Raw genomic sequence first — 24,111 nt, 5'->3', positions numbered from 1 at the left:
CGCCAGTGCGCACCCTGTACGTCCGTCATCGACCATGCGGGGCATGCGCCATATTGGCTGGCTGATCATTGTCGATGCGATCATAGGCCATTTTGATGTCAGCGGGCGGGTCGATGAAGTCGTCCCAGGGTAAATCCTTATGGAGCGTCAACGACCATCGCTCCAGCCATTCGATTCCGTCCCTGCCGGAATAGGGATCTATCGTGCGATAGGCGGGATCTTCCAGCGCTTCGTCCAGACTGACGGCGCGCAGATTAGCGTGACGCAGTATGGCAGCAATAGCGGCAATGCTGTCGGCGTTAAGCCGCGTCGCGTGCAACAGCAGCACATAGGAAATGTCACGGCCAAACAGCGCGCGCGCGGATTTCCGATACCAGGCGATCATGCGGGCGGTATAGTCGAGATATTCCTGCCTGATCCGACGACGCTCGCCCCCGTCTCGCCGGGCGACAGCCGCATCATAGGGTTCCGCAAATTCCCAGTCCGACGCGTCGATCGTCACCGGCGCGACGCGATAACCATGCTGGGCGAGCCAGGTATCGATCTGCGCCTTCACCTCCTCGGGCGAACCGGTTTCCAGATAGGGATGACGAAACCAGCGCAGCGTCTTGTGCTGCTTTTCCAGCAAAGCCCGTAAAACCGGCTCACCGCGAATAATATCTTCGATATAGGCTTTGGCGCCCAATATATTGGGCGATTCATGCGAATAGGTGTGATTGCCAAGATCAAAACCGTTGTCCAGCCATTCTTCCAGCACGGCGCTCTGTCGCTGACGGTCCAATTCCCCCAGCTTTCCTTCATTGACGAAGCCTGTGGTGGGCAAATGATGCCGTTTCAGTCCGCGAATGAGCTTCCGGTTCAACTGATCGACATAGGATTGATCCCGCAGGACCGTCAGGGCCGGAAGGTCGTCGAAGGTGAGGGCGATCTTGCCGCTGCTCGCGTGCGCCGTCGGACAGGAAAGGACAAACAAGCTCGCAAATATCATGAAAGCGGGCTGGAATAGGCGCATTCTCGTTTCAATCCCTTCATGGCCGAGAATCGCTGATTTAGCCGGGCTTGAACGGAGCGACAATGGCAGCTTTGGCCATGGTGCTGCTGCAATAGTCCTCGCTGCACCGGAAGGCTTTTGCCTGCGTTCCGACCAACATATTGCATCAGCTTGAAATTGCTGTCCTCGCGACCATCCGCCCGGATGAGATGGCCATAACGATCATGCGATACGCCTGAGTTCGTCAATGTTCGGAACCTCGGGTTGCGCTCCGAATATATTTGCGGCAATCCTGTTCCTGCCTTCCGCTTTACTCACATAGAGTTGGGTATCCGCATTCTCGATCCATAAGTCGAATGGCATGCCCGGCAGACAGCGCGCACTTGTAACGCCGACACTCACCGTCACATAGGAACTGATCGTGGAGGTCATGTGCGGAATGCCCAGGGAACGGACCTGGGCCTGGATGTCCTGCGCCACCGCCAGCCCGGCTTCCGGCGTTGCGCCAGGGAGAACGCAGGCAAATTCCTCACCCCCATAGCGGGCTGAAAGGTCTGCCGCGCGGCGTACCGCCCGATTGAGCGCGGCAGCGACCATAGCGATGCAGCGGTCGCCGACAGGATGTCCATAAGTGTCGTTGAACAATTTGAAGAAATCGATGTCGACCATGATGAACGACAACCAGTCGCCTGTCCTGGCGAGACGGGCGGTTTCCGTCTTTAGGACATGCTCGAGATGCCGCCGGTTGCTGAGCCCTGTCAGTGCATCTGTTACGGCCATCTCGGCGAGCTGATCCCTCAGGCGCTTGAGTTCGATGTGATTGCGGACACGCGCGGTGAGGATGACCGGCTGGATCGGCTTGGTGATATAATCAATCGCGCCCAGCGACAGGCCGCGAGCTTCGGCATCCTGATCGTCAAGACCCGTGGAGAAGATGATCGGGACATCGGCCAGCAACGGGTGCTGCTTGAGGGTATGGCAGACCTCATACCCATCCATGCCCGGCATCAGCACATCCAACAGGATCAGGTCGGGCAGCACGGATTTGGCTACCTCGATCGCCTGCTCGCCGGAGGTGGCGAAGCAGACTTCATATTGGTCTTCCAGCGCCGCGTTCATGATCTCGATGTTCGATATCTCGTCATCGACGATCAGAATAACCGCCCGTTCAGTCATGCCCGCACCCCCTCGACCCGATTATATGCTTCATCGCCCAACGCAGAGAGCGCGCTTTCAAAATCCAGCCTGTCGATCGCCAGCTTGACCGGATGTGCCTGTATCTCGGCGCCCACCATGCCGGCCGCCGTCGCATAATCTTCAAAGGCGCCCCGCGCCCGCAGGCTGCGCCGCTGAAGCGCCAGTTCCAGCGCCCTGGCAGCAGCGGCAAAAGCACCGGCGTCAATGGGGGCATCTGCTCTATGTGCAGGGGCTGCCGCACCGGCCGTCAGGGTCCGGGTGGCGGCAACCGCCGGCGCCAGCAGCCGTTCCAGCTTTGAGAGCCGCTCCTCCATCCCGTCCATGTCGGTCGCGGCCAGCGCCTGTTCGATCTCCGCTGCGACATGAGCGACTTCGCCCAGCTCCAGAGAGCCGCTGACTCCCTTGAGCGTGTGGGCAAGGGTTTGCGCCTCCCTGAGCGCCCCATGCGCGATCTGGTCCCGCAGCGTCTGTGCAGCGCCGGAATATTTTTGACCGAAATCGACGATCAGCTTGCGCAGCAACGGCGCCTTGCCATTGACGCGCCGCAGGGCCGCAGCGAGGTTGAAGGGCGGGAGATTGTCAGGCAGGATCGCGGATGGCTTGGCGTCGACCACTTGCTGGGCGTGTCCATTGCTGGCGAAGCCGGCACGCGGCTTCAGCCAGCGATTGAGCGTCTCCACCAACAAGGCGGGATCGACAGGCTTGGCGAGATGGTCGTTCATGCCGGCCGCAAAGCATCTCTCACGTTCCGCTGCATAGGCATGGGCGGTCATGGCGATGATGGGAAGATCGTCCGCCGACCAGCTTTCCCGAATATGGACCGTCGCTTCAATACCATCCATTTCCGGCATCTGGACGTCCATGAGGACCCCGGCATAAGCCGCTCCGGCGTCCCGCACCTGGTCCCAGGCCTGAAGGCCATTTTCGGCTATGTCGACTTCCAGCCCGGCGTCCCGCAGCAATTCTATGGCAATTTCCCTGTTGATCTCATTGTCTTCGGCCAGCAGCACGCGTTGGCCACGAAGGGCCGAAATGACCATCGGGATCGAGCCAGCGGCATCGGCATGCATGCCGTTATGGGCACGGCCGCCGGCGAACAGGCCGGTGATCGTTTCCAGAAGTATTTGCGGATCGACCGGCTTGATGAGGAAGGAAGCGATATCGGCGCCCGCTGCTTCCGACCGAAATTCCTCAGGCCCGTAAGCGGTGACCAGCAAAATCGCCGGCAATGCCTTCAGTGCGTGGTTGGCGCGCATCGCCTTGATCGTTTCGATGCCGTTCAGGCCGGGCATCTTCCAGTCGAGCAGAAGGAGGTCGTAGGGGCTTCCTTCCGCTTCGGCAGACGCAACTGCGCCGAGCACCTCCGCCCCTGACGCGACCTGCTCGACTGTCATGGACCAGCTGTTGAATATCTCCTGCAATATTTCTCGCGATGCAGGATTGTCGTCGGCGATGAGAATCCGCAGGTCCTGCAGCTCGGACGGCAGCATCGATGCCTTGGGCGCAGGGAGGTTTTCCGCATGCCCCATATTGACGGTAAAGCTGAATGTGCTGCCTGCACCCGGGCGGCTTTCAACCCGGATCACACCGCCCATCAACTCGACGATCTGCTTGCTGATCGCAAGACCAAGGCCCGTTCCGCCGAAACGCCGCGTTGTGGAACTGTCCGCCTGGCTGAAGGAGTTGAACAGACTGTCGACCTGCTCTTCGGTCATGCCGATGCCGGTGTCCTTGATCGACACCTGCAACGTGACTGCCTCATCGCTCCGGCCCGCGAGCGAGATGAAAACGGTGACCGATCCCTCCTCAGTGAATTTGACCGCATTGCTGACGAGATTGAGCAGGACCTGATTGAACCGCAACGCATCGCTCACCACGGTATCAGGCACGGCGCCATCGATCATGGCGCGAAGCACGATGCCTTTCGCCTTCGCGGCCATTCCGGCGAATTGCAACTGTTCGTCGACTGCGGCCTGCAGTTTGAAGGGGCGATGCTCCAATGACAGCTTGCCCGCTTCATTCTTGGAAAAGTCCAGAATGTCGTTGATCAGCCGTAGCAGTGAAGTGCCCGCACCGTTGATCTTGGTGACATAATCGCGCTGCCGGGGCGTCATGTCGGTACGCAGAGCCAGATGGCAAAAGCCCAGAATTGCATTCATCGGCGTTCTGATTTCGTGGCTCATATTGGCCAGGAACATGCTCTTCGCGCGATTGGCCGCCTCGGCTTCCTTTGTCCGCTCCTCCAGTGCTGCGTTCTTGGCCATGATCTCGCTGCTCATGGCGCTGATCCGGGTGAAGCTTTCGACGAGCATGTCGCTCAGCCACACCAGCACGGTGGTCTGGAAGGCGACGATGGCGGCGTGAAGGACGACCCTGGCGATGTCGCCGTCGTTGGGAAAGACAGCGACCGGCAGCAGGAGGTCCAGTATCAGGTGATGGATGGCGACCGTCACCGCCGCAATGAGCACTGCCCGTCTGTCGCACCAGGCGATCGTCAGCGCGAGCATGGCGAAGAAATACATGTGCATGTCCATCTGCCATGCTTTTCCGGCGAACAGATAGACCAGGAGCGCAGGTTCACCCATCAGCGCCACCGCTGACAGATAGCGCGTTGAAGGCGCGCTGCCGCTACGCCACCACGCCAGGTGGTAGGATAGGGCAAGCAGGGTGCTGGCCAGCATCACACCGGCCACCGAACCATCTACAATTCGGGCCGCCAGCGCCAGAATGGGAACATGCAACCAGAGCAGGGCGACCAGAAAGCGTCCGAAACTGTTACGGACCTTGTCGAGTTCGGATATCATGACCGTGCCTTAGGATCGCGCGCTGCAGTGGAACCACAGCCGCGCAGATGGATGGGATCGAGCACCAGCCAGGCGCCTGCCCGATACAGTTTCGAAACAAAGCCCGGCTCGTTGGACTGAGCGATGACGACATGACGGCCGCTGCGCATGTCCGCTACCAGCCCATCGGCATGTTGTATGAGGGAGACAGTCTGCCCCAGAGTGTACCAGGGCGGAGCGATGACGGCATATTGGCCGTTCTTGCCTGATGGGCTGACCGTTGCGACAATGATCCCCAGCAGACCTGTCGCAAGCAACAGCAGGGCCGGCCCGAAGTCGCGCCACCCCTGGCCTTGATCAATTGCGCCGTCAGTTTTTCTCGGCCGGATCAGATGACGCCGCTTTTTTGATACCGGCAGCGTGGAAAAAAGCATAGTTCCACATTATTGCGGAATCGTTCCGATATGGTTAACAATGCTGGTCCGTGATGCTGGCCGGATCGGCGCGCACCTTTTCTTCTCCTATGCTTGAAGAGTTAAGCTGACCGCAGCCAACAGGACATCCTGGAAACCGGATGTTCGCCGGCTTCCCGTTCCGGAAGCCGGCGATGCCGTTGGCGGGAGCGGCCCGTTATTTGCCTTGCGTCAGCAGGGTCGATCTGGACGGCGCGAACGCATCGCCGTCCGATTTCAGGGGAAAGGGGTGGGCCCGGTGCTCGAATGAGATGCCGGGCCCGGCAGATCAGGTCGCCTGACTGGTGAAGCGGCCGCTGTTGAAGTCCTCGACGGCCTGGCGGATCTCCTTTTCCGTGTTCATCACGAAAGGCCCATGGCCGAAGATCGGCTCGTCGATCGGCTCACCGGTGAGGACGAGCAGCGTTGCATCGCCATCGGCATGAATGGCCACATCACCGCCTTCACGGCTGAGCAGGACCATTTCCGCCGTGCCCGCCGCCATGGTGGCGTTGACCGTGACATGGCCTGACAGCACGACCAGCATGGCGGTGTGGCCTTCGGGCAGCGGTAGCGACACGTTGGCGTCCCCGTTCAGTTTCACATCCCACATGTTGATGGGGGTGAAGGTTCTGGCCGGCCCCAGGGCGCCCAGGAGGTCGCCTGCGATGATCCGGGCGGTGCCGCCCTCATCGGGCAACTGGACCACCGGAATATCGGCCGACAGGATACCCTGATAGCCGGCCGCGGCCATTTTGTCCTTGGCTGGCAGGTTGACCCAGAGCTGCATCATGCGGAACGGGCCGCCCGTCTTTGCGAAGGCGGGAGAATGATATTCCTCATGGACGATGCCGCCTGCGGCGGTCATCCACTGCACGTCGCCGGGGCCGATGATGCCGCCATTGCCCGCCGAATCCCGATGCTCCACCTCGCCGTCATAGACGATGGTGACGGTTTCGAAGCCGCGATGCGGGTGTTGGCCCACGCCGCGCCGATCGGTCGTCGGCTCGAAATAATGCGGGCCGGCATAGTCCAGCAGCAGGAACGGGCTGATATGCGCTCCCAGGCTGTTGTAGGAAAAGAGCGAGCGGACGGGGAAGCCGTCGCCGACCCAGTGGCTGCGATTATTGCCGTAACGGCCCAATATGGTCTTGGTCACGATATGTCTCCGAGGCGACCCTGCAGATAGGATGCCGGTCGCTGTTGCAGTGGAGATAGAACCGCAACGCTGATCGTAAAAGATTGGTGAATTGGACGCAGCGTCCTATAAACAGGATAATATAGGACCTCAATGACCTCTATTATTTCGTGCAGGTGGTGGATCATGGCGGCTTCGCGGCCGCCGGCCGTGCGCTCGACATGCAGAAATCGAAGCTCAGCCGGCGGATCGCACTGCTGGAGGAGCGGTTGGGCGTGCGCCTGCTCAATCGTTCGTCACGGCGCTTCTCCGTCACCGAAATCGGCCGGGAATATCATGATCGTTGCGTTGTCAAGCTGCCGGCAATGCTGATTGCGCCCGATGTGGCGGTCGGACGGCTGATCCGCGTCCTGCCGGACTGGCAACCGCGGGCGGGATCATTCACGTCGTCTTCCCGTCGCGGCGCGGCCTGCTGCCCTCCGTGCGGGCCCTGCTCGATTTCCTGGCCGACGGATGTGACCGTCCGCGGCAGCATATCATCGGCTTGATGGCGCAATGAGGGGTGGTCAACCGCTGTGGCCATGACAGCAGGCCTTAAGATGACAGGCGATCCTTCAGCCATTGCGCAAATTCGACCGGGAAGGGGAAGACGATCGTCGAACTCTTGTCACCGGCGATGAAGTTCAACGAACTGAGATATCGCAGTTGCATGGCCTCCGGTCGTTGTCCGAGGATTGCAGCTGCTTCCAGCAATTGCTGCGCGGCCTGGCGTTCGCCTTCGGCATTGATGATCTTCGCTCGCCGTTCGCGCTCGGCCTCGGCTTGCCGGGCGATGGCGCGGATCATGGTTTCGGTGATGTCGACCTGTTTGATCTCCACATTGGCGACCTTGATGCCCCATGCGGCGATCTGGCTGTCGAGAATGTCCTGCACGTCATTGTTGAGCCGGTCCCGCTCGGCGAGCATCTCGTCCAGTTCATGTTTGCCCAGGACCGATCGCAGCGTGGTCTGGGCAAGTTGGCTCGTCGCGTTGAGGAAATCCTCCACCTGGATGATCGCGCGTTCGGGGTCGATGATCCGGAAATAGATCACCGCATTGACGCGGACCGAGACATTGTCGCGGGAGATCACATCCTGCGGCGGCACGTCAAGTACCGTCATGCGCAGGTCAGTGCGGACCATCTGCTGGACGAAGGGGATCAGGATGATCAGCCCCGGCCCCTTGACCCCGGTGAAGCGGCCGAGCGTGAACACCACGCCGCGCTCATATTCGCGCAAGATCCGGATCGCCGCCGACAGAAAGATCAGCAGCAGGATGATCGGGGGCAGGTAGAAAGCGAGATCCAACATTATCTAAACCTCCTTCGCCGCATTGCCTTCGACTTCGACTGTCAGGCCCGAAAGACGGGTGATGCGGACCGGCTGGCCCTGCGTGAATTCACCACGCCCGACCGCCGCCCAGCGCTCGCCATGGACGAACACATGGCCGTTGCCGCCGCTCCAATCCTGCACGACTCCGGGGGCCCCGACCATTTGCTCGACGCCACTGACGACCACGCGCTTGCGCGCGCTCATGGCGGTGCGAACGACCAGCAGCAGGAAGGCGGCCGATGTGATGGCGAGGCCTGCGATCAGCGACCATGAGATACGGAAGTCGGGCGTATCGGCATCGATCAGCATGGCCGCGCCCAGCACAAAGGCGACGATCCCGCCGACCCCAAGAACGCCATGGGAGAAGAGGAACGCTTCGGCGACGAGCATGCCGATGCCGAGGAGGATCAATGCGGCGCCGGCGAAATTCACCGGCAGCGCGGCAAAGGCGTAGAGGCCGGTGAGCAGGCAGATGGCGCCCAGCGTGCCGGGGAGGAAAGAAGCTGGATTCATGAATTCGAAGAACAGGCCATAGACCCCTATCATCATCAGGATCAGCGCAACATTGGGATCGGTGATCGTCGCCAGCAGTCGCGTCCGCCAGTCCGGCGCGATCTCCTCTACGGGGTGATGGACAAGGGCGAGCTTCACGGATGACTGGCCCAGCTTGACGGTGCGGCCTTCCAGCTGGCGCAGCAGGACGGTCTGGTCCTGCGCTTCGATATCGATGACATGGGCCTTGAGCGCCGCCGAAGCGGACAGGCTGGCCGCGTTGCGCACCGCTTTCTCCGCCCAGGCAGCATTGCGGCCGCGAAGCTCGGCCAGCGACCGGATGAAGGCGACGGCATCGTTGACGGCCTTGGCCTCCATCGGATTGGCGGGTTTTTTCTGCTGATCCTTATCCTGCGTCGGCGCGACGGTGCCGATCTGCACGGGGGTGGCCGCGCCGGTATTGGTGCCCGGTGCCATCGCTGCGACATGGCTGGCATAAAGAATGAACGTCCCCGCGCTTGCCGCCCGCGCACCGCTGGGCGCGACATAGGAGACGACCGGCATGGGCGAGGCGAGGATGCTCCGGATGATGACACGCATCGATGTGTCGAGGCCGCCGGGCGTGTCCATGCGCAGGATGACCAATGGTGCTTGGCGAGCCGCCGCTGCGCGGAGACCCTTGGTCACATAGTCCGCAGTGGCTGGCCCCACCGCTCCGTCGAGCTTGAGGACGATGATGGGGGCAGGCCCGGCTGCGGCGGGCGCAAGGCAGAGAAGGATCGCACCGATGAACAATGCGAACAGACGGCAAAGGCCTTGCCAGCCGAAGATCAAATGCCGCACGGGCATTTCCATTTTCCGATCAGGTCCGCGGCAGACCTTGCTTATAGCATGGAAAAGGCGTGAAAGCAGCAGGGGGGACGGAAATGCCGTCCCATGCCGTCGATCGTCGCCCGTGACGGTGCGCAGATTGGTGGAGCCGGTCTGGTTAACAGCGATGGGCTGATTGGCGGGCGTGCGGTGGGGCCCATTGCATCGCAATATTCTCTAACCGGAACTGCGCGACCGGATAAGATCGATCAGCGCCCGCAGCCGGGGTGGAATATGTCGCCGTCCAGCGAAGTACAGGCACGGTCCTGGATAAGGCGGCGTCCAGTCTTCCAGCGCCACCATCAGCCTGCCGTTCGCGATATGGTCGGCGATTGTCGGCTCGGCGAGATAGGCAAGGCCGATACCCGCCAGCGCCGCCTCCACCATCAGGCCGCTTTCGTCGAGCGTCAGCGTGCCGGGCGCGTCGATCAGCACGGTCTCGCCGTGGCGCTCAAACTCCCAGCGGTAGAGTTTGCCACTCGCCATGCGGGCACGAATGCAGCGGTGGCGATAAAGGTCGGCCGGGACATGAGGAATATCGGACGCCGCGAAATAGGCTGGTGCGCCGACCACCAGCGATCGGATCTCCGGCAGAATCGGCACGGCGATCATGTCCGGCGGCACTGTCTCGGCAAGGCGGATGCCAGCGTCAAACCCCCGGCCCGTCACGTCGACTAGTGCGCCCTCGGTGACAATCTCCAACTCCACGAGCGGATAAAGGCGGCAATATTCGAGGAACAGCGGCGCCAGGAACATGTAAGCTGCGCCAAGCGAAGTATTGATACGCAACATACCCGACGGTTCGGCGCCTTGTTCGGCCGCATTTTCGATCGCGCCGTCGATCGTCGCGAGCGCGGGCGCGATCTCGGCCACGAAACGCTCGCCTTCCACCGAAAGCGCGACGCTGCGTGTCGTGCGGTTGAACAGCCGGACGCCGAGTCTTTCTTCGAGCGCGGCGACGGCATGGCTCAGCGCAGAGGAGGATTGACCAAGCTCGCGCGCCGCCGCGCGAAACCCGCCTAACCGTGCCACGGCGGTGACTGCCTCCAGTTCGATCAGACTGGCTCTGGCCATTGCGCGATTTTCCTTATCAGACTGTCCCAATTTGGCCTTCTTATCAGAACAATGGGCGCGAGTCATATACAGGGCAGCCCATCCCAATGTGGAGTTGTTCCATGTCTGCTATCGACAAGATCTATATCGACGGTGCGTTCGTTACCCCTCATGGCAAGGAACATGCGCCGCTGTTCAACCCGGCGACCGAGGAACAGATCGGCGTCGTGCAGCTTGGCGACGCGCGCGATGTCGATGCCGCCGTTGCCGCCGCAAAACGGGCGTTCCCGGCCATGTCCCGCACCTCGAAAGCCGAACGCATCGCGATGCTGGAGCGGCTTTCCGACGCCGTTGCCGCGCGGACCGACGACCTCATCGCGACGATGATCCAGGAATATGGCGCGCCCGCCCTTTTTACCGGCTTTGCCGTGCCGCATGCGGCCTCCGTGTTCCGCGAGATGGCCGAAACTCTGGAAAGCTATTCGTTCAGCCGCACCATCGGCCGCGCCGAGGTGGAGATGCGCCCCTCCGGCGTCGCCGCCGCGATCACGCCATGGAACAGCAATTACGGTTTCATCTGTGCGAAGCTCGCCACCGCGATCGCCGCGGGCACCTCGATCGTCATCAAGCCTTCGGAGATGAGCGCATTCCAGACGCAGCTTCTCCTGGAATGTCTCCATGAAGCCGATCTGCCGCGCGGTGTGCTCAATATCGTCAACGGGACCGGAGCGGTGGCGGGAGCAGCGCTGAGTGCGCATCCGGATATCGCCAAGATCAGCTTCACCGGTTCGACCGTCACGGGCCGCGCCATCTTCGGGGCGGCGGCGCAGGGTATCAAGCGCGTGACGCTGGAGCTGGGCGGCAAAAGCCCCACGATCATCCTCGACGATGCCGATCTGGCAACCGCAATCCCGCAGGCGCTGATGACGGGCCTGCTTAACAGCGGGCAGGCCTGTATCGACGGTACGCGCATTCTTGCGCCAGAAAGCCGTCTTGACGAGATTCTGGACGGGCTGAAGACGGCGGCGGAAGCACTCAAGGTTGGGCCCGCCACTGATCCGGCCAATGAGATCGGCCCAATGGTGAGCCAGAAGCAATGGGAACGCGTCCAGACCTATATCCGGCTTGGGCAGGAAGAAGGCGCAACCCTGCTCGCCGGTGGGGAAGGGCGGCCCGATCATCTCGACCGCGGCTGGTTCGTCCGCCCGACGGTTTTCGCGAACGTCACCAACCAGATGCGGATCGCACGCGAGGAGATATTCGGTCCGGTACTGTGCGTGATCCCCTATCGCGATGAGGAGGAGGCGATCGCGATCGCCAACGACACGGACTATGGGTTGGCCGCCTATGTCCAGTCGTCTGATCGGGAACGGGCGAAGCGCGTCGCCGCACGGATCGATGCAGGACGTGTGACGATCAACAGCGCGCCGCACGAACCGTTCGCACCGTTCGGCGGGTTCAAGCAATCGGGGATCGGGCGTGAGTTCGGGACCTATGGACTCGACGCGTTCCTCGAACCCCGCGCGATCATCGCTTGAACCCTGCACCATAGACGCGTGCCGATTGAATAAAGCCGCCGCCGGTCAAACCGGCGGCGGCTTTATTCCCGTTAAAGGGTCTGCGCAAATTCCTCCAACTGCGCAAGACATGCCCCCGATCCCTGGAAGAATCCTGTTTTTCATGCCAGGCGCGAAGCCGGGGCAACAGCCTCAGGCTTGGGCGCAAACCATTGCCTGAACAGCGTCGCCTTCACCGTCCGTTCCAGGCTAACTATGATGCGGAAACCAACTTGCCCGCTACCGCAGGCCGGCTTGATTGGGATCAGCATTTGACGGGCTGCGATATCGCGCTCGACGAATGAACCTGCCGAACGATCGCGGATTTGCGGGCATGTGCGTTACGGCGCCGAACTGGCATAATGATAGGCATCGGGTCGATCTGAAGGGCGATGAGTCTTTCTATTTTATCGAACATATGTCGATATTTTATCCTACTGTTTCGCAGAAACTCTTCGACATAAACCTGCTCTCACCCCGAGGCAGTCGGGAACCGCAGAATTTCAGGAGGAAATGCACCATGTCCATCAACGCCACCCCGACCCCCGCCAAATCCTTGCTCGCTCCCGGCAATCACGCTCTGGTCCTCATCGACTTCCAGTCGCAAATGGCCTTCGCCACCAAGTCGATCGCGCCCGAATTGCTGCGCAACAATGCCGCGCTGATTTCCAACGCCGCCGCTGGCTTCAATGTCCCGACCATCCTGACCACGGTTGCCGAAAAGAGCTTTTCCGGCCCGATGTTCAGCGAAATCACGGATGCCTTTCCGGGGCAGAAACTGCTCGACCGCACGAGCATGAACACCTGGGAAGATGCAGCGGTGATCGAGGAAGTGAACCACATCGGCCAGGACCGGCTGGTCTTTGCCGGCCTGTGGACTTCGGTGTGCATCGTCGGCCCGGTCCTCTCGGCCATCGAGCAGGGCTTCGAAGCCTATGTCATCACCGACGCGAGCGGCGACATTTCCACCGAGGCGCATGAACGCGCGGTTGAACGCATGGTGCAGGCTGGTGCTCGCCCCATCACCTCGCTGCAATATCTCCTTGAGCTTCAGCGCGACTGGGCGCGTGTCGAAACCTATGACATGACCACCGGCATCGCCCGCAAATGGGGCGGCGCTTATGGCCTTGGCATCACCTACGCCAAGACGATGTTCGGCGCCTCTGAAGGCGGCCACTGATCCGACCGCCAGGGCCGGAGCCCGCAAAGCCCGGCCCTTGTTCTTTCGCAGAAACTCGAAAGGAATTCGTCATGAGCTATGTCACCACGCAGGACGGTGTTGAGATCTTCTTCAAGGATTGGGGTCCCAAGGATGCCCAGCCGATCATGTTTCACCATGGCTGGCCGCTCTCGTCAGATGATTGGGACGCGCAGATGCTGTTCTTCCTCCAGCATGGCTATCGCGTCGTGGCGCATGACCGGCGCGGGCATGGCCGCTCGGCGCAGGTGAGCGACGGGCATGACATGGATCATTATGCTGCCGACGCGGCGGCCGTGGCCGAACATCTCGACCTGCGCAACGCCGTCCATATCGGCCATTCGACCGGCGGTGGCGAAGTCGCGCGCTATGTTGCGCGTCACGGCATCCCCCAAGGCCGCGTCGCCAAGGCGGTTCTGGTCAGCGCGGTCCCGCCGATCATGCTCGCGACCGATCGCTATCCCGGCGGTCTGCCGATCGACGTGTTTGACGGCCTTCGCGCAGGACTGGCGGCCAATCGGGCGCAATTCTTTCTCGATGTGGCGTCGGGACCATTTTACGGCTTCAACCGACTTGGCGCGACCGTCTCTGACGGCGTCATCCGGAACTGGTGGCGGCAAGGCATGATGGGCAGCGCCAAGGCTCATTATGAAGGCGTCAAAGCCTTTTCGGAGACCGACCAGACCGATGACCTGAAGGCGATCGCCGTGCCGACCCTCGTCCTGCACGGCGATGATGATCAGGTCGTGCCCTATCGGAATGCGGGCGTGCTTCAGGCGGAGATCCTGCCGAACGCGACGCTCAAAATCTATCCCGGCTTCTCGCACGGGATGCTGACGGTCAACGCCGATGTCATCAATCCCGACCTGCTCGCCTTCGTGAAGGCCTGAAACAAGAAAAAGGACGGACGCCATGAAAGCCTATCTCATCTCTCTCGGCGCCGGCTTGCTGGTCGGCATCGTCTACAGCCTTCTGGGCGTCCGTTCTCCCGCCCCACCCATCATAGCCCTTGTCGGACTGTCGGGCATATTGCTGGGTGAGCAGGTCATTCCCATCGTCAAACGGCTGGCCGATCGGACGGAACTGGCCCGCTTCGTCCGGCAGGATTGCAGCCAGCATGTCCTGGGCACCCTGCCCGCGAACAGGGATTGCGACGCATGACCCCAGTCAGCCGGCGACAGGCGCTCGGAAGCGCCGCCGCCACTGCCCTTCTTGCCTCAACGGAGAGCTACGCCATGACCCAGTCCGACCTCATCATCGTCAACGCCAAAGTGACCACCCTGGACCGCGGCAATCCGCAGGCCGACGCCGTTGCCATTCGCGACGGGAAATTCCTCGCAGTGGGTCATGAGGGCGAAGTGCGTGCCGCCGCGGCCCCCAATGCGAAAGTCATCGACGCGAAGGGCCGGCGCCTCATTCCCGGCCTGATCGACAGCCATATCCATGTCATCCGGGGCGGCCTCAACTATAATATGGAACTGCGCTGGGAAGGTGTGCCGACGCTGGCTGACGCCATGGCGATGCTGAAACGGCAGGCGGACAATACCCCGCCGCCGCAATGGGTGCGCGTCGTTGGCGGCTTTACTGAACATCAGTTCGCTGAAAAGCGCCTGCCGACAATTGACGAGATCAACGCGGCCGCACCGGACACGCCGGTCTTCATCCTCCACCTCTATGACCGCGCGCTGCTGAATGCCGCCGCGCTGCGGGCGGTGGGCTATACCAAGGACACGCCCAACCCGCCTGGCGGAGAGATCGTCCGTGATGCGGCGGGCAATCCGACCGGCCTGCTGCTCGCGCAGCCCAATGCGACGATCCTCTATGCGACGCTGGCCAAGGGGCCAAAGTTACCGCCTGAATATCAGCTCAATTCCACGCGGCATTTCATGCGGGAACTGAATGGCCTGGGTGTCACCAGTGTAATCGATGCGGGCGGCGGCTATCAAAATTATCCCGACGACTATGAGATTATCGAAAAACTGCACCAGGATGGTGAGTTGACGCTACGCATCGCCTATAATCTCTTCACGCAAAAGCCCAAGGAAGAGTTGAAGGACTTTGCTGCCTGGTCGACCAAGGTGAAGCCCGGTGACGGCGACGATAGCTACCGCCATAATGGCGCGGGCGAAATGCTCGTTTATTCGGCTGCGGATTTTGAGGATTTTCGTGTCGCTCGCCCGGACATGCCGGCGAATATGGAAAGTGATCTCGAACCTGTTATCCGTCTGCTCGCCGAGCGCCGCTGGCCATGGCGGCTCCATGCTACCTATGACCAGACGATCGGTCGTGCGCTCGATGTGTTCGAGAAGGTGAACCGCGACATTCCCCTCACGGGCCTCAACTGGTTCTTCGACCATGCCGAGACGATCAGCGAACGCAATATCGACCGCATCGCCGCGCTGGGCGGCGGTATCGCGGTGCAGCACCGCATGGCGTTTCAGGGCGAATATTTCGTCGAACGCTATGGCGCGAAGGCCGCCGAAGCCACTCCGCCGATTAAGCGGATGATGGATGCGGGCCTGCCCGTTGGCGCGGGTACCGATGCGACCCGCGTGGCGAGCTACAATCCCTGGGTTTCGCTATCCTGGCTGGTCACCGGCAAGACGGTCGGCGGCATGACGCTTTACCCGGTCCGCAACCGGATGGACCGCGAAACCGCGCTGCGCCTTTGGACCGAAAAGAACACATGGTTCTCCAGCGAAGTTGGCAAGAAGGGACAGATCAAGGCGGGCCAGCTTGCCGATCTCGCGCTGCTGTCGGACGATTATTTCAGCGTGCCTGAAGGTGATATCGCCCATCTGCGCTCTGTCCTCACCATCCTTGGAGGCAAGGTCGTGCACGGCGAAGGCGATTATGGTCCCATTGCCCCGTCGCTGCCCAAGCCGATGCCCGACTGGTCGCCGGTCGCGACCTTCGGTGGCCATTATCGCCGGCCCGAAAATGCGCAGAAAATGGCGGCGGCCTGTGGCTGCAACCATGGGTGCGGCGTTCACGGACATGACCATGCCGCCGCCCTTGGCGCCAGCGTCCCCGCCGCCGACGTCCAGAGCTTCTGGGGTGCGCTTGGCTGCGGTTGCTGGGCCGTCTGATTTTTTCCCCTCCGTTAAAGGAAATCGACCATGCTGCGTCTCAAGGCCCTGTTTGTCGCATCCGCGCTCAGCTTCGTCTCGTTGACCCAGGCTGTCGCGGCGCGTGATGCCGTCCCGGCCAGCGCCGATTATGCGGTGGGCCCGCAATATGACACCACCCATGTCTATGTGCCCGAAGCACAGTTCGACACATTCGTCGCCAGCTTCGTTGCAACGTTCGGCGGCACCACCAGCAAGCAGGGAGAGTTTCAGGTCACGCCGACAAAGAGCCTCACCAAATCGCAACTGGTACTGACGCCTGCGGGCACCGTCTCGGTCTTCGGGTTCAAGACGCCGATCCCCTATCCGTTCGGGGCGGAACGGACGGGCTATCTCGTCCGTGACATGGACGCCGCGGTCGCCGCGGCGCGTAAACATGGCGCGATACGGGTGGTCACCACCTTCCCTGATCCGATCGGGCGTGATGTCGTGGTCCAGTGGGTCGGCGGGGTGAACATGCAGCTTTACTGGCACACCCAGAAGCCCAGCTATGCGCCGCTCACCACGTTACCGGAAAACCGCATCTATCTGACAGAGGATGCAGCCGACAGGTTCGTCGGGCAATGGCTGGCCTTTTCGCATGGGCGCGTGACGGCTGACGATCGCGCGGCCCCGGGTGCGGAAATCGGCCAGCCGGGCAAGACCATCCGGCGCATCGCCATCGACAGCGGCTATGGCAAAATGATCGTCTTCGTTTCCGACAATCAGTTGCCATGGCCCTATGGCCGCGACCTCACCGGTTACGAAGTCCAGGATCTTTCCGCCACGCTGGACAAGGCGAAAGCGGTGGGTGTGGAAATGCTGGTGCCACCTTTGGACGTCCCCGGTCGCAAGAGCGCGCTCGTCCGCTTTCCAGGCGGTTATATCGCCGAAATCCATCAGCCTGCGGCCCGGTAAGCTGCCATGGCCTCCGCCTCCTGACCGGGCGCCTGATCTGGCTGGGGGCGGGGATGCTTGGGTTGGCAGGAACTGCATCTGGTAGCCGGCGTGCCGGCAGGGGCCTAGTGACCCGAATCTGAAGTTCGTCCCACTATTGGGCAGGCGCTGAACGAACTTCAGATTCATCAGGGTCACTAGCAACTATATGTTTCTAGAGCAGTGAGCGCAAAGTAGGAATCGCGGACGATTCCTTTTTGCGCGGATTTGTGATTCATGTGCCTGTGGAGGTGAACCATGGGCAGAGCATATTCGGCTGATTTGCGGGAACGGATATCGGCGCACGTAAGGGCGGGACACTCGCGCCGGGCGGCGGCCCGCCATTTCGGTGTGAGCGCGAGTTGCGCAGTGAAGTTGTTGCAGCGAGTGGAACGAACAGGTTCGGCTGCTTCTTCACGAATAGGGCGGCCACGCGGCGCTGGTAAGTTGGCGCCGTATATGGCCCGGTTGACGGGCTGGGTGGATAGGGAACCAGACATCGGCATGTCGGAGCTGTCCAACAAGCTTGCAGCGGAGACGGGCGTAGTTGCCCATCCGGCATCCCTCTCGCGGGTGCTGATCCAGGCTGGCTATCGGGTAAAAAAAAACGCTGCTGGCCAGCGAGTGCGGACGCGATGATGTCGCTCATGCGCGACTGCGATGGCGCCTCGACCGGCAGCCGCAGATGCGCGCAAAGCCTCATCACCTCGTCTTTCTGGATGAGACGGCGACCACCACGAAGATGACCAAGCTTCGTGGCCGGGCGCCAAAAGGAGAGCGTCTCAAGGCCCGCGCTCCGTTCGGTCATTGGAAAACGCAAACCTTCATCGCGGGGCTGCGCTGCGATTGCTTGGTTGCCCCGTGGGTGATCGACCAACCGATGAACCGGCGCCTGTTCGAAACCTATATCGAAACCCAGTTGGCGCCAACGCTCAGCCCCGGCGATGTTGTGATCGCCGACAATCTGTCGAGCCACAAAAGCGAAAAGGTCAAAGCCTGCCTTAAAGAGCGAGGTGCGTGGATCCTTTTCCTCCCCGCTTATTCACCCGATTTGAACCCAATAGAAATGGCCTTCGCTAAATTGAAATCGCACCTGCGACGGATCGGGGCGCGGACCATCGATGAGCTATGGAAGGCTCTCGGACATATCTGCGACCTCTATTCTGCCGAAGAATGTTGGGAATATTTCAAGGCCGCCGGATATGCGTCCAACTAATCGCTCACCGCTCTAGTGTGGTTTATGGATTTGAAATACGCTCCCCACCTGGCCGCTATAATGAGGCCTATTTCAAATCCACCACACTAGTTTTTGAGCTGCCGCTCGATCCTTCGGTCGGGAATGAGCCAGAGCAGGATCACCACGACATAAAGGGCAATCGACACCCACTGCACATAGAAGGCGACAGGCACCGCCACCGTATAGAGAAGCAGGCTGAGCTTGCCCTTGCCATCGAAGCCCACGGCGCGCGCCACGGCTGAATCCCGCCCGTTGACGGTGATGATCGCCCGTTCCGTGAGCGTATAGCCAACGGCTGCCAGCCCCAGCACCACGCCATAGGCCGCAGTCGCCATGGGCGAGAAGGCGCTTTCGTCCAGCCAGCGGATCACGAACGGCACCAGCGACAACCAGAACAGCAGGAACAGATTGGCCCACAGAACCCGGCCGTCGACCCGCTCGGTCGCCTGCATCAGATGATGGTGATTATTCCAATACAGCCCGACATTGATGAAGGAAATGACATAGGCCAGCAGGATCGGCACGCTTTGTGATAAAGCGGCAAGGCTGCCGTCATGTGGCACCTTCAATTCCAGCACCATGATCGTGATGATGATGGCAACCACGCCATCGGTGAACGCTTCCAGCCGTCCTGTCTGCATTGTCCGTTTCCCCACTAAATATCGCCCATGCCGTCCAGTTCCCGGTCTCCTGCTCCCAGCGCAACGAACTGGTCGAGCAGCCATGACGCCGCGGGCCCCGGCGGAATGTCGCGTCGCCAGATACCGGCGAAGCGATAGGTGCCACCAGGATGGTCCGGCATGGCGAGGCGGACCAGTGTTCCCGACACCAGATCGGGCTCGATCATCGGCAGAGGCATGTTCCCCCAACCAATCCCTTCGCGCAGCAGCGCATGTTTCGCGCCCAGATCAGCGAGCCGCCACGTTTTCGGGCTCATCACCGAATAATCCTGACCTTCCGTGAAGGGGGAGCGGTCGGTGAGGACGAGCTGCGTATAGTCGCGCCCCGCACCGGGGGGAATGTGATCCATTCGGCCAAGCGGGTGATCGGGCGCGGCAACGGGCACCATCGGGATCGACCCGGCGGCGATGCACTCGACGCCGTCGACCCCCGCCGCGAGTGGCCCCGATATGCCGACGATCGCCTTGCGGTCGAGCACCATGGCGGTGACCGCCCCCAGCGCTTCCGCATGCAGGCGGAGCTGGACTGTGGGAAATTCGACCGCAAAGGTGCGCAGCACTTTCCCCAACCGCTCGGTCGGCAGCATCACGTCGACCGCCAGATCGATCTCCGCCTCCAGCCCGTCCAGCAGACCTTTCACCTTGGCGCGCAGTCCATCAATGCCCAGTGAGATGGCGCGTGCTTCGGAGAGCAGCGCGCGGCCCGCCACCGTCAGCTGCGGCTTGCGCGTGCCTTCACGCTCGAACAGCGTCAGGCCAAGCTGGGCTTCCAGATTGGCGATGCCATAGCTGATGACGGACACCGCACGGTTCAGCCTGCGCCCGGCTGCTGCAAAACTGCCGGTATCCACAATCGCGAGGAAGATGCGGAGCTGGTCGAACGTCGGTGTGCCGGGGTTATTCACTTTTCCAATTCCTCGAACATTAGAGAGGAATTTATCCCTCTGATCGGGAAAGTCCACAATCTCTAAATGGGTCTGGACAGCGGACGATCCTTTGCCCGCGCCTGGAGATGAACCATGATAGAACTTCGCCCTTTCAACAGCCTCGGTGCCGCCGATCATGGATGGCTTGACGCGCATCATCATTTCTCGTTCGCCGGATACCATGATCCCAAGCGGATGCACTGGGGCAATCTGCGTGTCTGGAACGACGACATCATCGCCCCGAACAGCGGTTTCCCCCCGCATCCGCATCGCGACATGGAGATCATCACCTATGTCCGCGAAGGCGCGATCACCCACGAAGACAATCTGGGCAACAAGGGGCGCACCGAAGCAGGCGACGTCCAAATCATGAGCGCGGGCACCGGTATCCGCCATTCGGAATATAATCTGGAAGACGTGACGACGAAGATCTTCCAGATCTGGATCATTCCAACCCGGGCAGGTGAAGCACCCAGCTGGGGAGCAAAGCCGTTCCCCAAGGGGGATCGCGCAGGTCATTTCGTGACGCTCGCATCGGGCTATGACAATGAAAATGACGCGTTGCCGATCAGGACCGATGCACGGGTCGTGGGTGCGACGCTCAAGGCTGGAGAGACCGCCGAATATCCACTCGGCAAGGAGCGCAAGGCCTATCTCGTGCCCGCAACGGGCGCGGTCCAGATTGAAGATATCCGCGTGAATGCTCGTGACGGTGCGGCTATCAGTGATCTCGATGTCCTGCGCGTCACCGCGATCGAGGATAGCGAAATCGTGCTCGTGGATGCGGCTTGAGGCAAATCCTGATCGGGTCGGTGCGAGGACAGGCCTGTGACGACCTGTCAGGATTGCTTTGAATGATGATGCCGGCCACGGTCGCTATGTCAGGACCGTGGCCGGCATAGCATTTTATGGGCTGCCCGACGGCTGAGCGGATCTCAATCGGCGCCAGGAGGCATTCAAAGCGTTTCGGGGGTACCGAACAGAGCGGAACTCAGCAACGGGGTGGAAGGGCCACCGGTGACGAGGCAGAGTCGTGCGTCCGTGACCGGATTGCTCGATTCCCCGCGCAATTGCCGTACGGCCTCCACTACCAGACCCATGCCATGGGCGTTGCCCTCCGCGATCAGGCCGCCGCTGGTGTTGATGGGCAGCCGTCCGCCATCGGCGATCAGATTGTCATAGGTCAGCATTTCGGCGGCTTCTTCGATGGAGCAGAGGCCGTGGCTGATGATCGCGGCGACCGCTGGGCCGCTGAAATTGTCGTAGATCTGCGCGACGTCCACGTCCCCGGGGCCATAGCCGGTTGCACGCCAGAGCCGCCGGGCAATCGGCTCGAAGCCGCCGGAGCTATAGTCCGCGTCATTCTCCCAGCCTTCGCCGGTGATACCGCCCTGCTCGGCGCCCAGCAGATAGACGGGCGCCTTGGCGAAATCGCGGGCACGTTCTGCCGAGACGAGGATGGCCGCGACCGAAATATCATTCTCGCGGGAGCAGTCGTAGAGACCGAAGGGATCGACGATCGGGCGCGCGGCGGCATAGGCCTCATGGTCGAGCGTCCGCCCGAAGGCCTGGGCACGCGGATTGCGTGAGGCATGATAATATTGCGCCCGCACCAGCGCCTCCAGCGCCCTTCTGGGGACACCACGATGCAGCAGCCGCTCGGTGCGGAGGCCGCAAATCTGGGCGGGGGAGGCGATCAGGTTGCGGGTATATTGGTCGCCCATGTCATAATGGGCGACCGCGTCTTGCAAACGGCCGCTCGCCTGTTCGGCGAGGGTGCGATAGACCGCAACGACCTCCGCCTGACCGCTATGGATGGCGGCCGCCGCCTGGCCGACCGCGCCCAGCGCGCCACCACCGCCGCCGCCCCAGACCATACTGGACCAGCGCATTTCCCGCGTGCCCAGCCCGCGCATCAGCGTGAAGCCGGCATTGGCGTCATCGGCATAGGAGGCGAAGCCGTCGACGTCGCATGGATCGATCCCGGCATCCTCGCAGGCGGCGACGATGGCGCGCAGGGTCAGCTTCTGCTCGCTGTCGGGTGAGGTTCCGCGTTTGTAATAGGGCGTTTCGCCAACGCCCACGATAGCGACTGAGCCACGAAGAGGACTGGTCATGGCTTGAGCCTCCAGCGCAGGGCGAGGTGGTCATCGGTATCGCGGATCACTTCGGCCGTGACAGCGGCCCCGATCGCCAATCCTTCGCCGGCGCCTTCGAGCAGGCCCAGCAGCCGGGCGCCGCCTGCCTGCGGCAGCTCCACCAACAGATTGGCAAAAGGCGTGCGGCCGCTCATGGCGGGGGTGAAGGGGTGCCGGACCCAGGTGAAGCTGTGGACGATGCCCTCCATCGCGATCGCCTCCCAACCCATGTCCCAACTGCCGCACGGACCACAGCGTTCTTGCGGCGGCCATGTCCATTGCCCGCAGGTGGCGCAGCGCTGGATGCGCAACTGGCCCTTGGACAGGCCATCCCAGAAGGGTTGATCGATGGTTTCGCTCATGTTTTTCCTGCTAGCCAGCGGCGCCTGGCTATATGATCTTGACGGAAATCATAAAGCCGGTAGAAATTCAATCAACCAAATAAATAAATTTACCATCGAGGCGATGTTTGCCCGGAATTGGAGTTTGTCTGAATGCCGATGACCATCGATCATGCGTTCCGCTGGTGGGCCATGGAGCATCCCGATCGGGACATGATCGTGAGCAATGGCGAGCGGGTCAGCTATGCGGCGTTCAACCGTTGGGTGGGCCGGGTTGCGGCGATGTTCGTCGATCGGGGTTTCGTGCCCGGCGACCGCACTGTCATCTGCGCGGAAAATTCGACCGAATGGGTGGTTGCCATGCTGGCCTCGATCCGCGCTGGGGGCATGTCGGCGGGGGTCAGCACCAAGCTGGTGAAGAGCGAACTCGACTGGCTGGTGCAGGACTATACGCCGCGTGTTCTCGTCACGGACGAAGCCAATGCGCCCAAGGTGGCGCGCGCGCCGGCGGTGCTGATCGATTGCGCGGAGATTGCGGCGCTTCGGCAGGGCGAGGATCGCGATGTGCGGCTGGCCTTGAAGGACGAGGATATCACCATCATCGTCACGACCAGCGGCTCCACCGCCCGGCCCAAGGGCGTGATGTTCACAAACCGCGCGATCTGCGAGCATAATATGTGGCAGCTGGTCAGCGATCCGCTGACTGGTCCCTATCGCCGCCTGCTGGTCGCGCCGATGAGCACTTCGGCCGGGACCATGCCCTTCCTCCACACTTTGCTGTCGGGCGGCACCGCCTTTCTGGAAAGCAGGTTCGACGCGGCCGAAGCCTTGCGCCTGATCACGGAAGAGGGCGTCAATTTCGTCACCGGCGCGCCGATCTTCTTCCAGCGCATGGCCGACCTGCCGGAATTCGATGCGGCCGATGTGAGACACCTCGACATCGCCCATACCGGCGGTGCTACCGTCGTCCAGCCGCTGCTGGAGAAATGGGCGGCCAAGGGCGTGTTGCTGCGCCAGATGTTCGGGCAGACCGAAAGCGGCGGCACCGGTGTCATCAACGCGCGCCACCATGCGCTGAGCCGCCCCGAAATGTGCGGCGGCATGATGATGTTCACCGACGTCGCGGTGATGGATGCCGACGGCAACATGCTGCCGCCCGGCGAGCAGGGCGAGATCGTGCTGCGTGGGCCGGGCATGATGGCGGGCTATTGGAACAATCCGGCGGCAACGGCCGAGGCGATCTGCGACGGCTGGCTGCATACGGGCGATCTGGGCGTGCTGGACGAGCTGGGGCTGGTGCGGATGGTGGACCGGATGAAGGACATCATCATTTCGGGCGGCCTCAACATCTCCGCGGCCGAAGTGGAGCGGGTGATACTGGAACTGGGCGTCGAGGAAGTGGCGGTGATCGCGGCGCGCGACGACAAGTTCGGCGAGGTGCCGATGGCGGTGGTGTTCGGCAGCGTGCCGGAAACCGAGCAGCTGATCGCCCATTGCTGTGAGCATCTGTCCAACTTCAAGGTGCCGCGCTATCTGATCCGGTCGGAAGAGCCGCTGCCGCGCCTTGCTTCGGGCAAGATTTCCAAGCCTGCGCTGCGGGCGCTTTATGGTGGTGACAAGCCCTTGCCGGAGCGGGTGCGCTGAA

21 protein-coding genes and 1 pseudogene are annotated in these 24,111 nt (G+C 61.7%); 10 read left to right on the top strand and 12 right to left on the bottom strand.

The genetic code is table 11. From position 1 onward, the window contains the following. Positions 1-25: 25 nt before the first annotated feature. The 5 genes from HUK73_RS20610 to HUK73_RS20590 all read right to left on the bottom strand — a co-directional run bounded on the left by HUK73_RS20610 (position 26) and on the right by HUK73_RS20590 (position 6,582). Positions 26-973 (bottom strand): polysaccharide deacetylase family protein, encoded by a 948-nt coding sequence (locus HUK73_RS20610; protein WP_255326457.1) that lies wholly within the window; start codon positions 971-973, stop codon positions 26-28. 240 nt (positions 974-1,213) lie between these two features. Further along, positions 1,214-2,167, bottom strand: coding sequence for a diguanylate cyclase (locus tag HUK73_RS20605; RefSeq protein ID WP_176593715.1), 954 nt, complete (start codon positions 2,165-2,167; stop codon positions 1,214-1,216). After that, positions 2,164-4,992 (bottom strand): hybrid sensor histidine kinase/response regulator, encoded by a 2,829-nt coding sequence (locus HUK73_RS20600; RefSeq protein WP_176593714.1) that lies wholly within the window; start codon positions 4,990-4,992, stop codon positions 2,164-2,166. Before HUK73_RS20600 ends, HUK73_RS20605 begins: the two co-directional genes overlap by 4 nt. Next, positions 4,989-5,288, bottom strand: coding sequence for a hypothetical protein (locus tag HUK73_RS20595; protein WP_176593713.1), 300 nt, complete (start codon positions 5,286-5,288; stop codon positions 4,989-4,991). Before HUK73_RS20595 ends, HUK73_RS20600 begins: the two co-directional genes overlap by 4 nt. Positions 5,289-5,712: 424 nt before the next feature. Then, positions 5,713-6,582: a pirin family protein gene (locus HUK73_RS20590; protein ID WP_176593712.1), complete on the bottom strand. Its 870-nt coding sequence runs from the start codon at positions 6,580-6,582 to the stop codon at positions 5,713-5,715. A gap of 125 nt (positions 6,583-6,707) precedes the next feature. Between HUK73_RS20590 and HUK73_RS27300 the strand changes: the two are divergent. Continuing rightward, positions 6,708-6,950, top strand: a pseudogene (locus HUK73_RS27300) (LysR family transcriptional regulator); the annotation flags it as partial. Positions 6,951-7,155: 205 nt separating this feature from the next. Here HUK73_RS27300 and HUK73_RS20580 read toward each other — a convergent pair. From HUK73_RS20580 to HUK73_RS20570, 3 genes are all read right to left on the bottom strand, one after another. Beyond that, complete coding sequence (locus HUK73_RS20580) at positions 7,156-7,911, bottom strand: slipin family protein (RefSeq protein WP_176593711.1); 756 nt, start codon at positions 7,909-7,911, stop codon at positions 7,156-7,158. Positions 7,912-7,914: 3 nt separating this feature from the next. Further along, positions 7,915-9,273 carry a nodulation protein NfeD gene (locus tag HUK73_RS20575; RefSeq protein WP_176593710.1) on the bottom strand — a complete coding sequence of 453 codons (1,359 nt, stop codon included), beginning with the start codon at positions 9,271-9,273 and terminating at the stop codon, positions 7,915-7,917. 198 nt (positions 9,274-9,471) lie between these two features. Further along, entirely contained in the window at positions 9,472-10,368 is an 897-nt protein-coding gene (locus tag HUK73_RS20570) for a LysR family transcriptional regulator (protein ID WP_176593709.1), read from the bottom strand. A gap of 101 nt (positions 10,369-10,469) precedes the next feature. Between HUK73_RS20570 and HUK73_RS20565 the strand changes: the two genes are divergently transcribed. The 7 genes from HUK73_RS20565 (at position 10,470) to HUK73_RS20535 (ending at position 18,360) form a co-directional block, all read left to right on the top strand. Then, the gene (locus tag HUK73_RS20565) at positions 10,470-11,885 is read left to right on the top strand and encodes an aldehyde dehydrogenase family protein (RefSeq protein ID WP_176593708.1); all 1,416 of its coding nucleotides are present in this window, start codon (positions 10,470-10,472) and stop codon (positions 11,883-11,885) included. Positions 11,886-12,423: 538 nt separating this feature from the next. Further along, complete coding sequence (locus tag HUK73_RS20560; RefSeq protein WP_176593707.1) at positions 12,424-13,083, top strand: hydrolase; 660 nt, start codon at positions 12,424-12,426, stop codon at positions 13,081-13,083. 71 nt (positions 13,084-13,154) lie between these two features. Continuing rightward, positions 13,155-13,991 carry an alpha/beta fold hydrolase gene (locus tag HUK73_RS20555; protein ID WP_176593706.1) on the top strand — a complete coding sequence of 279 codons (837 nt, stop codon included), beginning with the start codon at positions 13,155-13,157 and terminating at the stop codon, positions 13,989-13,991. A gap of 22 nt (positions 13,992-14,013) precedes the next feature. Then, a complete protein-coding gene (locus tag HUK73_RS20550) occupies positions 14,014-14,262 on the top strand; it encodes a XapX domain-containing protein (protein WP_176593705.1) in 249 nt (82 codons plus the stop codon). Next, positions 14,259-16,190 carry an amidohydrolase gene (locus tag HUK73_RS20545; RefSeq protein WP_176593704.1) on the top strand — a complete coding sequence of 644 codons (1,932 nt, stop codon included), beginning with the start codon at positions 14,259-14,261 and terminating at the stop codon, positions 16,188-16,190. The genes HUK73_RS20550 and HUK73_RS20545 overlap by 4 nt, the downstream gene beginning before the upstream one ends. Before the next feature lie 30 nt (positions 16,191-16,220). Then, positions 16,221-17,126, top strand: a complete 906-nt coding sequence (locus HUK73_RS20540) for a glyoxalase (protein WP_176593703.1) — start codon at positions 16,221-16,223, stop codon at positions 17,124-17,126. A 276-nt stretch (positions 17,127-17,402) separates the two neighbouring features. Next, a protein-coding gene (locus HUK73_RS20535) for an IS630 family transposase (protein ID WP_176591283.1) occupies positions 17,403-18,360 on the top strand; the annotation gives its coding sequence in 2 pieces (ribosomal slippage) (positions 17,403-17,744 and positions 17,746-18,360; 957 coding nt in all). A gap of 86 nt (positions 18,361-18,446) precedes the next feature. On the opposite strand, the gene HUK73_RS20530 is transcribed toward HUK73_RS20535, so the two are convergent. Both HUK73_RS20530 and HUK73_RS20525 read right to left on the bottom strand, forming a co-directional pair. Then, complete coding sequence (locus tag HUK73_RS20530; protein ID WP_176593702.1) at positions 18,447-19,022, bottom strand: TMEM175 family protein; 576 nt, start codon at positions 19,020-19,022, stop codon at positions 18,447-18,449. 14 nt (positions 19,023-19,036) lie between these two features. Further along, positions 19,037-19,966, bottom strand: a complete 930-nt coding sequence (locus HUK73_RS20525) for a LysR family transcriptional regulator (protein WP_176593701.1) — start codon at positions 19,964-19,966, stop codon at positions 19,037-19,039. 114 nt (positions 19,967-20,080) lie between these two features. On the opposite strand from HUK73_RS20525, the gene HUK73_RS20520 reads away from it, so the two are divergent. Then, positions 20,081-20,779 (top strand): pirin family protein, encoded by a 699-nt coding sequence (locus HUK73_RS20520; protein WP_176593700.1) that lies wholly within the window; start codon positions 20,081-20,083, stop codon positions 20,777-20,779. A 164-nt stretch (positions 20,780-20,943) separates the two neighbouring features. Here HUK73_RS20520 and HUK73_RS20515 read toward each other — a convergent pair whose 3' ends face one another. Continuing rightward, the gene (locus HUK73_RS20515; protein ID WP_176593699.1) at positions 20,944-22,104 is read right to left on the bottom strand and encodes a transporter; all 1,161 of its coding nucleotides are present in this window, start codon (positions 22,102-22,104) and stop codon (positions 20,944-20,946) included. Beyond that, positions 22,101-22,487 (bottom strand): Zn-ribbon domain-containing OB-fold protein, encoded by a 387-nt coding sequence (locus HUK73_RS20510; protein WP_176593698.1) that lies wholly within the window; start codon positions 22,485-22,487, stop codon positions 22,101-22,103. The genes HUK73_RS20515 and HUK73_RS20510 overlap by 4 nt, the downstream gene beginning before the upstream one ends. Before the next feature lie 132 nt (positions 22,488-22,619). Between HUK73_RS20510 and HUK73_RS20505 the strand changes: the two genes are divergently transcribed. Then, entirely contained in the window at positions 22,620-24,110 is a 1,491-nt protein-coding gene (locus tag HUK73_RS20505; RefSeq protein ID WP_176593697.1) for a class I adenylate-forming enzyme family protein, read from the top strand. Position 24,111 lies beyond the last annotated feature (1 nt).

It is taken from the genome of Sphingobium sp. EM0848 (assembly GCF_013375555.1).
GTDB lineage: Bacteria > Pseudomonadota > Alphaproteobacteria > Sphingomonadales > Sphingomonadaceae > Sphingobium.
The sequence above is the reverse complement of the archived record's forward strand: the minus strand, read 5'-3'. Positions and strand labels throughout refer to the sequence as shown.

Coding starts and splice junctions, on each gene's coding strand:
- HUK73_RS20510 (WP_176593698.1), bottom strand. CDS start 22,487: ATGAGCGAAACCATCGATCAACCCTTCTGGGATGGCCTGTCCAAGGGC.
- HUK73_RS20520 (WP_176593700.1), top strand. CDS start 20,081: ATGATAGAACTTCGCCCTTTCAACAGCCTCGGTGCCGCCGATCATGGA.
- HUK73_RS20575 (WP_176593710.1), bottom strand. CDS start 9,273: ATGCCCGTGCGGCATTTGATCTTCGGCTGGCAAGGCCTTTGCCGTCTG.
- HUK73_RS20580 (WP_176593711.1), bottom strand. CDS start 7,911: ATGTTGGATCTCGCTTTCTACCTGCCCCCGATCATCCTGCTGCTGATC.
- HUK73_RS20570 (WP_176593709.1), bottom strand. CDS start 10,368: ATGGCCAGAGCCAGTCTGATCGAACTGGAGGCAGTCACCGCCGTGGCA.
- HUK73_RS20600 (WP_176593714.1), bottom strand. CDS start 4,992: ATGATATCCGAACTCGACAAGGTCCGTAACAGTTTCGGACGCTTTCTG.
- HUK73_RS20605 (WP_176593715.1), bottom strand. CDS start 2,167: ATGACTGAACGGGCGGTTATTCTGATCGTCGATGACGAGATATCGAAC.
- HUK73_RS20540 (WP_176593703.1), top strand. CDS start 16,221: ATGCTGCGTCTCAAGGCCCTGTTTGTCGCATCCGCGCTCAGCTTCGTC.
- HUK73_RS20545 (WP_176593704.1), top strand. CDS start 14,259: ATGACCCCAGTCAGCCGGCGACAGGCGCTCGGAAGCGCCGCCGCCACT.
- HUK73_RS20505 (WP_176593697.1), top strand. CDS start 22,620: ATGCCGATGACCATCGATCATGCGTTCCGCTGGTGGGCCATGGAGCAT.
- HUK73_RS20515 (WP_176593699.1), bottom strand. CDS start 22,104: ATGACCAGTCCTCTTCGTGGCTCAGTCGCTATCGTGGGCGTTGGCGAA.
- HUK73_RS20555 (WP_176593706.1), top strand. CDS start 13,155: ATGAGCTATGTCACCACGCAGGACGGTGTTGAGATCTTCTTCAAGGAT.
- HUK73_RS20550 (WP_176593705.1), top strand. CDS start 14,014: ATGAAAGCCTATCTCATCTCTCTCGGCGCCGGCTTGCTGGTCGGCATC.
- HUK73_RS20530 (WP_176593702.1), bottom strand. CDS start 19,022: ATGCAGACAGGACGGCTGGAAGCGTTCACCGATGGCGTGGTTGCCATC.
- HUK73_RS20560 (WP_176593707.1), top strand. CDS start 12,424: ATGTCCATCAACGCCACCCCGACCCCCGCCAAATCCTTGCTCGCTCCC.
- HUK73_RS20565 (WP_176593708.1), top strand. CDS start 10,470: ATGTCTGCTATCGACAAGATCTATATCGACGGTGCGTTCGTTACCCCT.